The following is a 14,450-nucleotide window of genomic DNA, read 5'->3' as shown; positions in this document are numbered from 1 at the left end:
AGAAAACGGAGCTGATTAGCTCCGTTTTTTGTTTAAATACTTTGTTCAATCTAGCGAGACTAAGAATCTGCTATCAGCGTGTTGAGAGGTTTGTGCCTTCATCCTCTACGGAGCATTTGGATAGTAGATTCTGAATCACGTTCGTCCCTCACTGTTCAGAATGACGGTGTTCTGGTAGCTCTGCGCGTGTAGTAGTCTGATAACTCAAAATAAATCGTCATTCTGGCGAGCTCCAGCGAGACTAAGAATCTATTGTCAGCGCGCTAGGGCGTTTGTTTCTTCATCCTCTACAGAATGCTTGGCAAGCAGGCTTTGGACCGTGTTCTCAATCGCTTAGCTGTTCCTTTCAGTATCTATGCTACACTCACGCCATCAGCTATATGAATGACTTCTCATTTGTTTACCTGAGGGCAGCAATTGGGCTGCTGTATTCTTATTAAAGGCATAAAAATGAGCAAATTAAGTTCAGCTGAACGTAAAGCACGCGACAATGAACGTTTTTCGCAACGCGTGAGTGAACGCCGTGAAAAAGGTGAAGATGTCGTCGCGTATGCATTGGCGAATAAAAAAGCGGTTAAGTTCTTAACTAAGTCAGAAAAGAAAGCATTGAACGAACGTAAAGCGACGCTTCAAGAAGAACTTAAGCAGAAAGAGCAGGAAGAACTACGCAGAATTGAGCAGTCGTTTATTGTTGAAGAAGATAACGAAGAATAAACGCTTCTTTGTTAACACCGTGTTGTGCGTAGCAGAGATTCAATAAAAAACGGGAGCCTCGGCTCCCGTTTTGCTTTCTTATTTATCGTTTAAGCCATCATTCGCTCAAGCGACGTTTTCCATCTGAGGGTACAGTGGCTTTGCGGCCAATAGCTCCGGTTCAAAGTCATCCACGTTAATAGTATCTAGACGATGCTGCTCAGCCTCTCTTAACAGCTCCGCTTCTTCTTGCGTGATCACGCCTTGCTCTAGACCTTCTTGAGCAATCATATCTAAATTCATAAATGGACGGCGTTTACCTTGTGCTTTACATACTTTGTCGAACACAGGCTCAGCTTGAAGAATCACAGACAGTGCAAGCTCAATCTTACCGGCAGCATTGTGTTCCGTTGGTTCTAGGTATTGACCACGACCAATGCGTGAACGTGTTGCACTTGGTGTTTGTAGAATACGAGCGACTTTGCTGTCTAGCTTATCGCTTGGCGCTTTGCGTACACGACCGAATGGCATGATTAACACGCGCAGTGCACGACCAATCACTTTGTTCGGGAAGTTCGCTAGGAACTCATCAATCGCGGCTTCAGTCTGCTTCAAGCTGTCTTGCAAGCCCCAATGCACTAATGGTAAATCTTCTACAGGGCGGCCATCCTGTTCGAAGCGTTTCAGTGTTGCAGAACTTAGGTATAGCTGACTTAGAATGTCACCGAGGCGCGCTGACAGGCGCTCTTTACGTTTCAACGAACCACCCAATACCGCCATTGAGATATCCGATAGCAGAGCAAGGTTCGCGCTGTAACGGTTCAATTGTTGGTAGTAGCGCTTGGTTGAGTCTTTAGTTGGTGATGTTGAACCCAGACCATCACTTAGACCAAACCAGATGCTACGAACTAGGTTACTCATGGTGAAGCTCACGTGACCCGCTAGTGCTTTGTCGAACTTCTCAACTGCATCGCCAGCGTCAGAATATGCTGCGTTCATCTCTTCAAGAACGTAAGGGTGACAACGAATCGCGCCCTGACCGAAGATGATCATTGAACGAGTTAGGATGTTGGCACCTTCTACCGTTACCGCGATTGGTGCACCTTGGTAACCACGCGCTAGGAAGTTAGAAGGACCCATACAGATACCTTTACCGCCTACGATGTCCATCGCGTCGATGATGCTCTGTTGACCACGGTGCGTACAGTGGTATTTCACGATAGCCGAGATAACCGAAGGTTTTTCACCTAGGTCGATACCTGCCACGGTTAAGTTGCTTGCTGCATCCATTACGTAGGCGTTACCACCTAGACGTGCTAATGGCTCTTCAACGCCTTCCATGTGACCGATAGGCTGTTTGAACTGACGACGAATGCGTGAGTAAGCGCCTGTTGCCATAGCCGCTGTCTTGATGCCACCCGTTGAGTTTGAAGGTAGCGTGATACCACGGCCAACTGACAGACACTCAACCAGCATACGCCAGCCTTGGCCTGCCATTTTTTCACCACCGATGATGAAGTCCATCGGTACGAAGATGTCTTTACCGCGAGTTGGACCATTTTGGAATGGTACGTTAAGCGGGAAGTGACGGTTACCAATCTCAACGCCTTTAAGGTCAGTTGGGATTAGAGCACAAGTGATACCAAGATCTTCTTGAACACCAAGCAGGCCTTCTGGGTCGCGAAGTTTGAATGCAAGACCAAGTACCGTTGCGACAGGTGCTAGAGTGATGTAACGCTTGTTCCAAGTGAGGCGCATGCCAAGGACTTCTTCACCTTGCCATTCGCCTTTACATACCACGCCGTAATCTGGAATAGAGCCCGCATCTGAGCCTGCTTCTGGGCTAGTCAGTGCGAAACATGGGATCTCTTTACCTTCTGCTAGGCGAGGTAGGTAGTAATCTTTTTGTTCTTCAGTACCGTAGTGTTGCAGTAGCTCACCTGGGCCTAACGAGTTAGGTACACCAACGGTTGACGATAGCACGCCAGAAACGCCCGTCAGTTTTTGCAGCACCAAAGATTGCGCGTACGCTGAGAATTCTAGGCCACCGTATTTCTTCTTGATGATCATGGCGAAGAATTTGTTGTCTTTCAGGTATTGCCACACTTCTGGTGGTAGGTCGGCCAATTCGTGAGTGACTTGGTAATCACTTACCATGGCACACACTTCATTTACTGGACCATCTAGGAATGCTTGCTCTTCTTTGCTCAGCTTAGGTGCTTTGATGGCGTGTAGTTTTTGCCATTCAGGCTTACCTTTGAATAGCTCGGCTTCCCACCATACTGTACCTGCATCCAATGCTTCTTTCTCGGTTTGAGACATAGCAGGTAGGACTTTCTTAAACATGACGAGCGCTTTACGGCTGATCAGTGATTGGCGAATTCCTGATACGGCGAATACCGCAACAGCAAGTACATAAAGAGCCCAGCCAATTACACCAGCTGAGTCTGCGATCGTCAGTGCTAGCATGGCAGCAGTTAGCAGGCTGACGGATTTCACGAGAGACATTCTGTGGTAGAGCGTAACGCCTAACACAACTGTCATCGCTAAGATTGAGAGCAAGATGTCCATATGTTTTTTCCTTTTCAGACTTTATTTATGTTGTACGTCTGTATTTTGGTAAGAGGTCTAACCAGTTCTATAAGTGTAATCAAAATATTAAATAAATGTAAAACACAAGATTGAGTGAAAAGTGATCTATGTAGAGTTAAAATTCTAAAGTTGGGAGGTGAGTGATGATTTCGTAAGCAAGTTATCAAGTTTATTATCGTGATGAATCCAAATCTGTTGGTTCGCTATCGACACTAATTCTCGTTTGTGGGTAAACTCAGAGTAATGAACTGTCCGGTGTGAATTTCACATCAGAACAATTTGCCAAGCGAGAGGCTCAACCTTATGGCTGTGGCCGAGATAATAAAGAGAACATCATATGTACCAAGATCTGATTAGAAGTGAATTAAACGAAGCTGCTGAAGTTCTGAATAAGTTTTTAAGCGATGACCACAACATCGCGCAAATTGAAGCGGCAGCGAAAATGATTGCTGACTCATTCAAGCAAGATGGTAAAGTGTTGTCGTGTGGTAATGGTGGTTCTCACTGTGACTCTATGCACTTTGCAGAAGAGCTAACGGGTCGTTACCGTGAAAACCGCCCAGGTTACGCTGGTATCGCTATTTCAGATCCAAGCCACCTTTCTTGTGTAAGTAACGACTTTGGCTATGATTTCGTATTCTCTCGTTACGTAGAAGCCGTTGGTCGCAAGGGTGACGTTCTGTTTGGTTTGTCGACTTCTGGCAACTCAGGCAACATCCTAAAAGCGATTGAAGCGGCACAAGCGAAAGGCATGAAGACGATTGCGCTAACGGGTAAAGATGGCGGTAAGATGGCAGGTCTTGCTGATATCGAGATCCGCGTGCCTCACTTTGGCTACGCAGACCGCATTCAAGAAGTGCACATTAAGATCATTCACATCATCATTCAGTTGATTGAAAAAGAGATGGAATAAGATTTACGACTAAACCGAATGCTGGCTTAGTTGTGTTTTAAGGTAAGGAGTTCGTTAAACCATGTGTGAATTGCTCGGCATGAGCGCAAATGTTCCAACAGATATTTGTTTCAGTTTTACAGGATTGATGCAGCGCGGTGGTCGAACGGGCCCGCATCGTGATGGTTGGGGAATTACTTTCTATGAAGGAAAGGGGTTTCGTAACTTCAAAGATCCAAACCCAAGTTGTGACTCTAAGATTGCTGAATTAGTGCAAAACTACCCGATTAAAAGTCGTGCGGTAATTAGTCATATTCGTCAAGCCAACCGCGGTGGTGTGAATCTAGAGAATACCCATCCGTTTACGCGCGAGCTTTGGGGACGTTACTGGACGTTTGCACACAATGGTCAACTGACTGATTATCAGGATTTGCACACAGGACGTCATCGTCCGGTTGGGCAAACGGACAGTGAAATGGCATTTTGCTGGCTGCTAAAACAGATGGAAGATAAGTACCCTGAACCTCCTCAAGATATGGAAGCGATCTTTATCTACGTAGCTGAATGTTGCGATAAGCTGAAAGAGAAGGGCGTATTTAACATGCTACTTAGCGACGGTGAGTTTGTGATGACTTACTGTACCAACCATTTGTACTGGATCACGCGTCGTGCACCATTTGGCAAGGCAGCGCTGTTGGATGAAGATGTTGAGATTAACTTCCAAGAAGAGACGACGCCAAACGATGTGGTTTCTGTGATTGCGACTCAGCCATTAACGGGTAATGAGACATGGCATCGCATGAAGCCGGGCGAGTACGGTTTGTTCCATGTCGGTGAATTAGTATTGAACAATGCTAAAGCTCTTGAAGATGTTCCATTTGCCGCGCCGAAGCCGGGTAACCAAGCACCGACCGAACCGTTGGAGTAATGGTTTTTGACGATGAATATCTAAACAAAGCTCGCTTAATCGCGAGCTTTATTTTTATGCCTTTTAAATCGAGGACGGATACGGATAAACATTCTTACTTCCTAGTGTACTGGTAGTAGATTCTGAACGGCGAGGAACGAGCCCGATTCAGAATCTACTAGCCGAGTGTGGTATTGCTCAAGTGGTTGTAGGGACTTGTTAGGTGGTTGGTTTTAGGTTTCTAGTCTGACTGTGGCTTTCTTGAATTAAGTTTATAAGATTTAAAATAACAAAAGGCAGCCTGTTGGCTGCCTTTTTTGTGTTTGTCGTTTGGAATTGAGAATTACTCGTCGGCGTAGCCGTGTTCACCAAGCTCAAAACCATCAAGATACGCTTTGCCTTCGGTCATCGATAATCGCCCGTCGACTAACCACTTAGTCACCATTGGGTAGATCTTGTGTTCTTGAGTCTGAACGCGTGCAGCGAGTGCATCGGCATCGTCGTCTTCAAATACTGGTACTTTGGCTTGCAGTACCACAGGGCCGCCGTCTAACTCTTCTGTGACAAAGTGTACGCTGGTGCCGTGTTCTTTGTCGCCCGCATCAATCGCGCGCTGGTAGGTGTGTAGCCCTGGGTATTTAGGCAGAAGAGAAGGGTGGATGTTGATCATTTTACCTAGGTAGTGGGAAACAAACTTACTGCTCAGAATGCGCATGTAACCAGCAAGAACAATCACGTCCGGTTGGTATTCATCGATTTGCTTCATCAGTTCAGCATCAAAGTCTTCACGTGATTCGAATGCTTTTGGATCGACAAAATGACCCTTCACATCAAACTGTTTTGCACGCTCCAATCCGTAGGCATCAGCTTTGTTAGAAAAAACCGCTGCCACTTGTGCGTTTGGCATGTTGGCTTCACAGGCTTCAAGTATCGCTTGTAGGTTACTGCCGTTACCCGAAATGAGGACCACTATGTTTTTCATGATATTGAGACTGCCTTGATACTGTAGGTTTGACGTGCGTAATCACTAAATTACCTACTATTAGAATGGTTTTCGATGTTCCAGATAGCAGAATGAGGACATCGCGTCCTCATTCACATCTTTATGTAGCGCAACTCACAAGTTATTGGATTTCAACTTGCTCTTCATTGGCTTCTGCTTGAGCGATTTCACCAATCACCCATGCGTTTTCGCCTTCTTCTTTAAGAAGTGCAACCGCCGCGTCTGCTTGGTCTTTCGGTAGTGCTACGATTAGACCAACACCACAGTTGAACGTACGGTACATTTCGTGCGTTTCAACGTTGCCTTTTTCTTGTAGCCATTTGAAGATGATTGGCCATTCCCAGCTGTTACGGTCGATCACGGCTTTAGTGCCTTCTGGCAGTACACGTGGGATGTTTTCCCAGAAACCACCACCTGTAATGTGAGAAATAGCGTGAATATCGTGTTTCTCAATCATCTTAAGTGCTGATTTGATGTAAATCTTAGTCGGTTCTAGTAGGTGCTCACCGATAGTGCGACCTGCTAGCTCTTCGTTCTTATCTGCGCCAGAAACTTCTAGGATCTTACGGATAAGAGAGTAACCGTTTGAGTGTGGACCGCTTGAGCCAACCGCGATTAATGCATCGCCTGCTGCTACTTTGGTGCCGTCAATCACGTCTTCTTTTTCTACTACGCCAACACAGAAGCCAGCAACGTCGTAGTCTTCGCCTTCGTACATGCCCGGCATTTCAGCGGTTTCGCCACCGATAAGCGCGCAGCCAGCTTGAACACAGCCATCAGCAATACCAGAAACCACATCTGCTGCTGTGTCTACGTCTAGTTTGCCTGTTGCGTAGTAGTCTAGGAAGAATAGAGGCTCGGCACCTTGAACGATTAGGTCGTTTACACACATTGCCACTAGATCAACGCCGATAGTGTCGTGCTTGTTCATATCCAGCGCTAGGCGAAGTTTTGTACCTACACCGTCCGTACCAGAAACCAGTACAGGTTGTTTGTATTTCGTCGGTAATTCACACAATGCGCCAAAACCGCCGATACCACCCATCACTTCAGGGCGACGAGTACGCTTAACCGCACCTTTAATACGATCTACAAGCGCGTTGCCTGCATCAATATCTACACCAGCGTCTTTATAGCTAAGAGAAGAGTTGTTACCACTCACAGGGAAGTCCTCGGTTTTTAAGTTGGATATGAAAACGGCGCTATTCTACCAGTGGTTAAATACAGATAGCAAACGTTTGCGTCGGTTTTTTTCTTTAGTGAACTATCCTGATATCCCTGCAAAAATCATGTATAATCTGAAGGTTTGTTTAAATATTGCCAAAAAAGCCGGAGATGGAAATGAAAGTTGTTGAAGTTAAACACCCTCTAGTAAAACACAAAATTGGTCTAATGCGAGAAGGTGACATCAGCACAAAGCGTTTTCGTGAGTTAGCGACAGAAGTCGGTAGCCTACTTACTTACGAAGCGACTGCAGACTTTGAAACAGAGAAAGTAACCATTGAAGGTTGGAATGGTCCTGTAGAAGTTGATCAAATCAAGGGTAAAAAAGTAACTGTAGTGCCAATCCTGCGTGCAGGTCTAGGTATGATGGATGGCGTTCTTGAGCACATGCCAAGCGCACGTATCAGTGTTGTAGGTATCTACCGTGATGAAGAAACACTTGAGCCAGTACCATACTTTAACAAGCTTGCTTCTAACATCGATGAGCGTATCGCTCTAGTTGTTGACCCAATGCTTGCAACAGGTGGTTCTATGATCGCAACAATCGATCTTCTGAAAGAGAAAGGTTGTCAGGCAATCAAAGTTCTTGTTCTTGTAGCGGCTCCTGAAGGTATCGAAGCACTAGAGAAAGCGCACCCAGACGTAGAGCTATACACAGCAGCAATCGATGAGAAGCTAAACGACAAAGGCTACATCGTTCCTGGTCTTGGTGATGCTGGTGACAAGATCTTCGGTACTAAATAATCTGAGCTTAATGCTTAATTATTACTGAATTGAAAAAATAAAGGCTTGGTGCAAACCAAGCCTTTTTTGTATCTACTTATTTCGAAACTAGTGACGAGATGTGAGAAGCGAGAGTAAGTCGTGCGACTTATATCGATAGAGCCACACAGAGGACTACTTCGCGCTTTCTTCTTCCATCTGTGCGTTATCTACCACGTGATTTTCACCAAGGTCGTGTGGCAGCACTAGATTAAGAATGATTGCCACAATACCACACAGGCTCACACCTTGTAGGCTGAACTCGCCAATACCGAAAGCCATGCCACCGATACCAAATACTAGCGTTACCGCAACGATCACTAGGTTACGAGACTTGTGCAGATCAACGTTGTTCTTGATAAGCGTGTTTAGACCTACTGTCGCGATAGAACCAAAAAGTAGAATCATGATACCGCCCATGACCGGAACAGGGATCGTTTGTAGAATGGCTCCGAGCTTACCAACTAAGGCAAGTACGATTGCCGTGATTGCCGCCCATGTCATGATCACTGGGTTAAAGGCTTTAGTCAGCATCACTGCGCCCGTAACTTCGCTGTAAGTGGTGTTTGGTGGTGCGCCAACCATAGATGCGGCAATCGTTGCTACCCCGTCACCCGCGATCGTGCGGTGCAGGCCTGGCTTCTTAAGATAGTTTTTACCCGTTACGTTAGAAATCGCTAGCATGTCACCTACGTGTTCAACTGCCGGAGCGATAGCTACAGGGATCATGAATAAAATAGCGTTGATGTTGAACTCTGGTGCTGTGAAGTTTGGCATTGCTAGCCACGCTGCTTGAGCGACAGGAGTGAAATCCACTACGCCATAGAAGAGTGATACGGTGTAACCCGCTAAGATACCGCCAACGATAGGAACCAGCTTTAGGAAACCTTTCGCAAATACACTCAGTGCTATCGTTGTTAGCAGCGATACTGCTGAGATAATCACGGCGGCATCACCGTTGATCAGCTGAATTGCACCATCACCTGTTTTGCCTACTGCCATGTTTACTGCCGTTGGTGCTAGACCTAGGCCGATCACCATGATTACAGGGCCAACAACCACTGGCGGAAGAATTTTATGAATAAAGCCAACACCGCGGACTTTGATCATTGCACCAAGGCCGACGTAAACCAAACCTGCTGCCATTAAGCCACCCATCGTTGCACCGATACCCCAAGTTTGGATACCAAACATGATAGGTGCAATAAACGCGAAAGAAGAGGCAAGGAAGATTGGGACAGAACGTTTAGTAATTAGTTGGAAAAGAAGAGTACCGACACCAGCACCAAACAGAGCGACGTTTGGATCTAGGCCAGTAAGAAGTGGTACCAGTACGAGAGCACCAAAAGCGACAAAGAGCATCTGAGCGCCTTGTAACGCATTTTTCATAATAATTCCCTATTCAAAGATACGCAGACAAATCCGGCGAATCTTATCATCTAGCAATCGATTGCAATGTTGTCTAGATCAAACTTTTGTATGGATTTATAAGGTCAGCGAATAGTTTATATCGGTTTTACGTAATAAGTTGGTCAGAATATCGACAACATACTCAGTACCCTTCTTGCTCAAGAATGATAGTTGCTTATCATGCGGGTTCTTGTTTAGAGGATTATGAAAACTATGCGCTATTTAGCTCTCCTACTGATAGGTTGGTTGTCCCTGCCTGTGCATGCTCTTACTCAGGTAGATGTCTACCGTGCAGAAGTTGCTATAGACAGTAATCAGAAAGATGGTGAGTCTCTTGCTCGTCAACAAGGAATGAAAGATGTCATCGTCAGAGCGACGGGCAGTCAATCTTCTATTAACAATCCAGTTATCCAAAAAGCGGTAGGCTCGAGCGCTCGCTATATCTCTCAGCTAAGTTATGGCCAACTTGATGGGCAAACCAGCCTTAAGATGTTGTTTAATAGTAGCCAAGTTCGCTCACTACTTACTCAAGCCCAACTTCCTTTATGGTCCCCAAACCGAGCAAATATCTTAGTGTGGATGGTGGAAGAGCAGGGCTACGATCGTACGATTACGTGGGAACATTCAGACTCAGCGAACGCGGTAGCTCTTCGTAGAGCAGCGGAGGTTCGTGGTCTACCTATTACTATGCCTGTGGGTGATTTTGATGACGTGACTGGTGTGAACGTCTCAGATCTTTGGGGTGACTTTGTCGGACCAATCAGCCAAGCAAGTCAACGCTATCCTGTAGATGCGGTACTGGTTATGCGTGTTCAAGGCGATAAGATTCGTTGGACGCTGTACGATCAATCGCCAGCTCAGCTATCTGAATCAAAACAATCGCCACGTAGTGGATCTGCATCTGGTGCAAATGGGATTCCTGCGATGATCGGTGGAATTGCTGATTACTATGCGAAGAAGAGTGCGGTTGTGGTTTCAAGCAAGTCCTCTAAAGCAATTGATGTGAAGGTGTTGAATGTAGAGTCAGCGATGGACTTCTTCGATCTAGAGAATGCCTTAACCAAACTGAATTCGGTAGCAGGTACGGAAATCAAGCGTGTGCAAGGAAACCAAGTAACGTTAACGATTCACCTGTTAGCCTCTCAACAAGCGTTTGAGCAAGAGGCGTCTTCAATTCGCCCGTTAGTGATAACAGAAGAACCAATGGTGAGTATGGAAGAAGCTACACCAGTACAACTGCCTGAAGAGCCTGCTCAACCAGCACAATTGCCAGTGGAGACGCAAGAAGGTCAAGCTGCAGATGTGGTGGAACTGGATACGGCTACTGAGGTAACTCAACCAGAGCAACCAGTCATCGTTCAGCCAGCACCAGTGCAGTATGATTTGATTTATAAATGGAACGCGCCTGTTCGTACGCAAGCAGAGCCCGAAGAGCAAGAGTCAGAAATTGCACCAGTACTAGAAACTGATGTGGTAGAAGACTTAAGCTAAGCTCTACGTTCACCCAAAGCTGAATACAAAAAGAGTCGCCCAGTGCGACTCTTTTTTATTGTTTATTTTTCATTGCTGAGGATGCAACGAGAGAGCTTGAGCTTCAAAGCGAGCTACTTATGGAATTTAGCTTTCTCTTCCTTCTCAACTTGAGATAGGCGTTTTAGTTTCAAGCCTAATTCTTTGCCACGTGCTCGTGCAAATAAGATGTTACCAGCGAAACCTAACGAAGTGAGCATTAACTCTACGGCAGCTAGCCATCGTTCGCCATCATCCACATATAAAATAGTGAGTGCATGGAGAAAGTAGAGCATTAATACAAAGTTAGCCCACGCGTGCGTATAAGGCTTACCTGCAAGAATACCCGGAAGCGGCAGGAGCAGAGGAATACACCACGCAACTGCCAGTGTTGTGCTGCTCAGATGAGGGTGAGGGGAAAGTGCTAATTGCCAAATCGCGACCCAACCTAACAACGCCAAATTGCCGAATAGCGCCATGTAGCGATAGGTTTGGGTTCGTGTGCTGAGAGGTGGTTGGTCAATAATATCAGACATCGATTTACTTATCCTTGAGCTTACTGACTTCCTTTGAGCTTTTGTGCTGTGGTCGCCAGTCGTTTTCCTAATTGTTGAGCGAGACGAATCTCTTCTGCTGTAAGACTTGGTTCGTGTCCTACACTGCTTGCCCCGTAAGGCGTTCCACCGGATTGCGTGGTGTGCAGTTCAGGCTCTGAGTAAGGGATACCTAACACCATCATGCCGTGATGCAAAAGAGGGGTCATCATGCTTTGTAGAGTCGTCTCTTGACCTCCGTGCATTGAAGATGATGAGGTAAACACACAGGCTGGCTTATCGATAAGGTCACCATTCACCCACAAAGGTGTCGTTTGATCCCAAAAGTGCTTAAGCGGCGCTGCCATATTACCAAACCAGACTGGGCTGCCAAACGCGAGGCCATCGCAATGTTTCAGTTCATCTAGAGTAACAATTGGATCAGAAGGGGTATGTGAGTGAGGTGACAATTCTTCAACTGTACGCAAAATCGCTTCGCAATGAGGAGTCGATTCGACCCCTCTTGCTATCTGTCTTGCCAGCTGTTTTGTTGAGCCATGACGGCTGAAATACAAAATGAGGATCTGGCAATCCATTTATAGAATTTCCAACACTTGCTCTGGTGGACGACCGATCTTCGCTTTACCGTTGGCAACCACTACAGGACGCTCAAACAGTTTAGGATTTTGCGCCATCGTTTCGAAAAGCTGTTCATCTGAGACTGATGCCTCACCTAACGCAAGCTCTTTGTAAATGTCTTCTTTTGTGCGCATCATCTCGCGTACAGAAGAGAAACCAAGTTGAGCGTAAAGTGCTTTCAGTTGTTCAACATTAAGCGGTGTATCAAGGTATTTGACCACTTCCGGTGTCACACCATTTTGCTCTAGCAGTTCTAGAGTTTGACGGCTCTTTGAGCAACGAGGGTTGTGATAAATCACGACTGACATGGTTTTCTCCATTTCGTTATTGTAATGCCATGAATCGATCTCTTTGGATCATCAGTTGGTCGATACGTGCGTCGTATCGAGCTTGTTTCAAACTTCCCAGTTCGGCAATTTTACTTGCTTCACTATAATATTGAATTGCTTTGTTCCAATTCGCGCGCAATGCAAAAATTTCCGCACGCGAAGCTAAATCTTCATCGCTGTTCCCCAAGGCAATGTTACCTTTGGAGAGCAGGTGCCAACCATTGGTATCTTCTGGGTTATCATGTGTATAGCGCTGCAGTATTTTAATTGCTTCTTTGTCTTTACCTGCTTCAAGCAAAGCGTTTGCATAGTTGATGGTGAGAACTTTATTGTGCGGCGATCGTTTTAGCGCTTTTGATAACATATCAATCGCTTTTTCTGGGTGCTTCTGAGCAATATATAAATCGGTCATCGCATCAAGATAAAAAGGGTTAGATGGGTCTTGCTTGAGTAATTTGTTAAGCAATACCTCGGCTTTGTCTAAGCGCTTATTATCTAGGTGGACAAGCGCTTTTCCATATTCAAATGTAGGAATCAAATCTGCCGTTGCTTTCTTCTGTGTACGTTCAAACCATCCCATAGCAGCTTCGCCGTCTATACCCGCGTGGCGAGCCACAATGCGTGCTCTAGTAAGATGATAATCGAGCGATGGCATAACTCGCATTGGAGGGTAGGCTTGTGCTCGAGCCCTAGAGTCGGTGATTCGGTCTTCAGGTAATGGGTGAGTTAGTAACATCGGTGGTGGTTTACTTGCATAACGATACTCATCTGCAAGTCGACCAAAAAAACGTGGCATTGCTTGGACGTCAAACCCAGCTTTCGCCAGCGTTGAGATTCCGAAACGATCCGCTTCTTTCTCGTTAGAACGCGTGTAGTTTATCTGGCTCTGCATATTCCCTGCGGTAGCTGCGGTAATCGCTGCCATACCTGCTTCTGGCGCTGCAATCGCAATGAGCAGTGCACCTGCCAAAGCAGCTAGCGTTGCCGGAGAGCGTCGAGCTTGTTCTTCCATGCTTCGTGCAAGGTGACGTTGTGTTACGTGCGCAATCTCGTGAGCAACCACCGATGCGAGCTCACTCTCCGTTCGAGCGTGTAAAAATAGCCCTGAGTGCAGGGCAACGTAACCACCAAAGAAGGCAAAAGCGTTGATATTGCGATCACGGATCATGAAAAAGTGGAACGGTGTTTTTACATCATTCGCATTAGCGACCAGTCGGTGTCCTAGCGTATCAATATACTCGTTGATCACAGGATCACTAACGATCGGACTGCTGGCTCTGAGCATACGCATGTAAGCGTCACCATAAATCAACTCTTGATCTATCGTCAGAGTGCCACCGGCTGCGGTACCAATATCAGGGAGGTCGAGACTATTGGCGTAAATAGGCGTTGGTGTACTTAATGCAGCAGCAAGGCATAAACAAACTAGCGAGCGAGTGCGTTTTAACATACGGTTTAAAGATTCTCCAAAATACCGAAACATGGGTTGGGAGCTGAGTTCCTCTCTGCAACGCCACCATGTTTTATGGTCATCCGTGTCGGATGAATATGCTAGCAATAAGACCGAAGATAAACGAATTGGTTTCGTAAATTGTCACATACATAACTTTTAATTGTTAATTAGAAGTCATTGCCGTTTAGGCTTAAATCACTAGCACCAGCTCAAAAAGCCGTTACAATACAACCCTATCATAAGTGCAGAGCAATACAATGGAATCCATGTTACTTGATTTGCGTGAGCAACGCTGCCCTATGGCGCTGTTACTTGCTAAACGTCACGCTGCTGAAGTATTTCAGGGAGAATCTTCCCAGTATCAACAGCTTATGATTCAAGTTGTGGATAATAGCTCTAAACGAGACATAGTGACGTATTTACGCAATCAAGGGTATGAAGTGCAGTGTCACGCATTACCAGAGTACTTCACTTTGACCGTATTTAATAAGGAATCATCATAAG

At 45.9% G+C, this 14,450-nt stretch carries 14 protein-coding genes; 6 read left to right on the top strand and 8 right to left on the bottom strand.

Features of this window, described 5'->3' with window-relative positions:
• The first annotated feature begins 450 nt into the window (after positions 1 to 450).
• Positions 451 to 714, top strand: coding sequence for a hypothetical protein (locus B853_RS10995; RefSeq protein ID WP_038882882.1), 264 nt, complete (start codon positions 451 to 453; stop codon positions 712 to 714).
• A 105-nt stretch (positions 715 to 819) separates the two neighbouring features.
• Here the strand turns inward: B853_RS10995 and fadE are convergent, their stop codons facing one another.
• Positions 820 to 3,264, bottom strand: coding sequence for an acyl-CoA dehydrogenase FadE (fadE, locus tag B853_RS10990; protein ID WP_038882883.1), 2,445 nt, complete (start codon positions 3,262 to 3,264; stop codon positions 820 to 822).
• A gap of 358 nt (positions 3,265 to 3,622) precedes the next feature.
• On the opposite strand from fadE, the gene lpcA reads away from it, so the two are divergent.
• Entirely contained in the window at positions 3,623 to 4,198 is a 576-nt protein-coding gene (lpcA, locus tag B853_RS10985; RefSeq protein ID WP_005436835.1) for a D-sedoheptulose 7-phosphate isomerase, read from the top strand.
• Positions 4,199 to 4,259: 61 nt separating this feature from the next.
• Positions 4,260 to 5,105, top strand: a complete 846-nt coding sequence (locus tag B853_RS10980) for a class II glutamine amidotransferase (RefSeq protein ID WP_038882884.1) — start codon at positions 4,260 to 4,262, stop codon at positions 5,103 to 5,105.
• Between the two features lie 322 nt (positions 5,106 to 5,427).
• Here the strand turns inward: B853_RS10980 and purN are convergent, their stop codons facing one another.
• Complete coding sequence (gene purN / locus B853_RS10975; protein WP_038882885.1) at positions 5,428 to 6,066, bottom strand: phosphoribosylglycinamide formyltransferase; 639 nt, start codon at positions 6,064 to 6,066, stop codon at positions 5,428 to 5,430.
• Between the two features lie 142 nt (positions 6,067 to 6,208).
• Positions 6,209 to 7,249 (bottom strand): phosphoribosylformylglycinamidine cyclo-ligase, encoded by a 1,041-nt coding sequence (purM, locus tag B853_RS10970; protein WP_128826878.1) that lies wholly within the window; start codon positions 7,247 to 7,249, stop codon positions 6,209 to 6,211.
• A 179-nt stretch (positions 7,250 to 7,428) separates the two neighbouring features.
• Here purM and upp point away from each other — a divergent pair, with 179 nt between their 5' ends.
• Entirely contained in the window at positions 7,429 to 8,055 is a 627-nt protein-coding gene (gene upp, locus B853_RS10965) for a uracil phosphoribosyltransferase (protein WP_005445324.1), read from the top strand.
• A gap of 153 nt (positions 8,056 to 8,208) precedes the next feature.
• Here upp and B853_RS10960 read toward each other — a convergent pair whose 3' ends face one another.
• Positions 8,209 to 9,462 carry a uracil-xanthine permease family protein gene (locus B853_RS10960; RefSeq protein WP_038886630.1) on the bottom strand — a complete coding sequence of 418 codons (1,254 nt, stop codon included), beginning with the start codon at positions 9,460 to 9,462 and terminating at the stop codon, positions 8,209 to 8,211.
• Positions 9,463 to 9,696: 234 nt separating this feature from the next.
• Here B853_RS10960 and B853_RS10955 point away from each other — a divergent pair, with 234 nt between their 5' ends.
• Positions 9,697 to 10,974, top strand: a complete 1,278-nt coding sequence (locus B853_RS10955; RefSeq protein ID WP_038886651.1) for a DUF2066 domain-containing protein — start codon at positions 9,697 to 9,699, stop codon at positions 10,972 to 10,974.
• Between the two features lie 113 nt (positions 10,975 to 11,087).
• Here B853_RS10955 and B853_RS10950 read toward each other — a convergent pair whose 3' ends face one another.
• From B853_RS10950 to bepA, 4 genes are read right to left on the bottom strand one after another with little or no spacing between them, the layout of a single operon-like run.
• Positions 11,088 to 11,528 (bottom strand): DUF2069 domain-containing protein, encoded by a 441-nt coding sequence (locus tag B853_RS10950; protein ID WP_010449678.1) that lies wholly within the window; start codon positions 11,526 to 11,528, stop codon positions 11,088 to 11,090.
• Between the two features lie 20 nt (positions 11,529 to 11,548).
• Entirely contained in the window at positions 11,549 to 12,121 is a 573-nt protein-coding gene (gene wrbA / locus B853_RS10945) for an NAD(P)H:quinone oxidoreductase (RefSeq protein WP_038886632.1), read from the bottom strand.
• Positions 12,122 to 12,472: an arsenate reductase (glutaredoxin) gene (arsC, locus tag B853_RS10940; RefSeq protein ID WP_038886633.1), complete on the bottom strand. Its 351-nt coding sequence runs from the start codon at positions 12,470 to 12,472 to the stop codon at positions 12,122 to 12,124.
• A 16-nt stretch (positions 12,473 to 12,488) separates the two neighbouring features.
• A complete protein-coding gene (gene bepA, locus B853_RS10935) occupies positions 12,489 to 13,943 on the bottom strand; it encodes a beta-barrel assembly-enhancing protease (RefSeq protein WP_010449672.1) in 1,455 nt (484 codons plus the stop codon).
• A 269-nt stretch (positions 13,944 to 14,212) separates the two neighbouring features.
• Between bepA and B853_RS10930 the strand changes: the two genes are divergently transcribed.
• Positions 14,213 to 14,449, top strand: coding sequence for a sulfurtransferase TusA family protein (locus B853_RS10930; protein WP_038886635.1), 237 nt, complete (start codon positions 14,213 to 14,215; stop codon positions 14,447 to 14,449).
• Position 14,450 lies beyond the last annotated feature (1 nt).

It is taken from the genome of Vibrio rotiferianus CAIM 577 = LMG 21460, assembly GCF_002741985.1.
Classification (GTDB): Bacteria; Pseudomonadota; Gammaproteobacteria; order Enterobacterales; family Vibrionaceae; genus Vibrio; species Vibrio rotiferianus.
This window is presented reverse-complemented; position numbering and strand designations above follow the sequence as displayed.

Coding starts and splice junctions, on each gene's coding strand:
- B853_RS10960 (WP_038886630.1), bottom strand. CDS start 9,462: ATGAAAAATGCGTTACAAGGCGCTCAGATGCTCTTTGTCGCTTTTGGT.
- arsC (WP_038886633.1), bottom strand. CDS start 12,472: ATGTCAGTCGTGATTTATCACAACCCTCGTTGCTCAAAGAGCCGTCAA.
- wrbA (WP_038886632.1), bottom strand. CDS start 12,121: ATGGATTGCCAGATCCTCATTTTGTATTTCAGCCGTCATGGCTCAACA.
- fadE (WP_038882883.1), bottom strand. CDS start 3,264: ATGGACATCTTGCTCTCAATCTTAGCGATGACAGTTGTGTTAGGCGTT.
- lpcA (WP_005436835.1), top strand. CDS start 3,623: ATGTACCAAGATCTGATTAGAAGTGAATTAAACGAAGCTGCTGAAGTT.
- purN (WP_038882885.1), bottom strand. CDS start 6,066: ATGAAAAACATAGTGGTCCTCATTTCGGGTAACGGCAGTAACCTACAA.
- bepA (WP_010449672.1), bottom strand. CDS start 13,943: ATGTTAAAACGCACTCGCTCGCTAGTTTGTTTATGCCTTGCTGCTGCA.
- B853_RS10980 (WP_038882884.1), top strand. CDS start 4,260: ATGTGTGAATTGCTCGGCATGAGCGCAAATGTTCCAACAGATATTTGT.
- upp (WP_005445324.1), top strand. CDS start 7,429: ATGAAAGTTGTTGAAGTTAAACACCCTCTAGTAAAACACAAAATTGGT.
- B853_RS10930 (WP_038886635.1), top strand. CDS start 14,213: ATGTTACTTGATTTGCGTGAGCAACGCTGCCCTATGGCGCTGTTACTT.
- B853_RS10995 (WP_038882882.1), top strand. CDS start 451: ATGAGCAAATTAAGTTCAGCTGAACGTAAAGCACGCGACAATGAACGT.
- B853_RS10955 (WP_038886651.1), top strand. CDS start 9,697: ATGCGCTATTTAGCTCTCCTACTGATAGGTTGGTTGTCCCTGCCTGTG.
- B853_RS10950 (WP_010449678.1), bottom strand. CDS start 11,528: ATGTCTGATATTATTGACCAACCACCTCTCAGCACACGAACCCAAACC.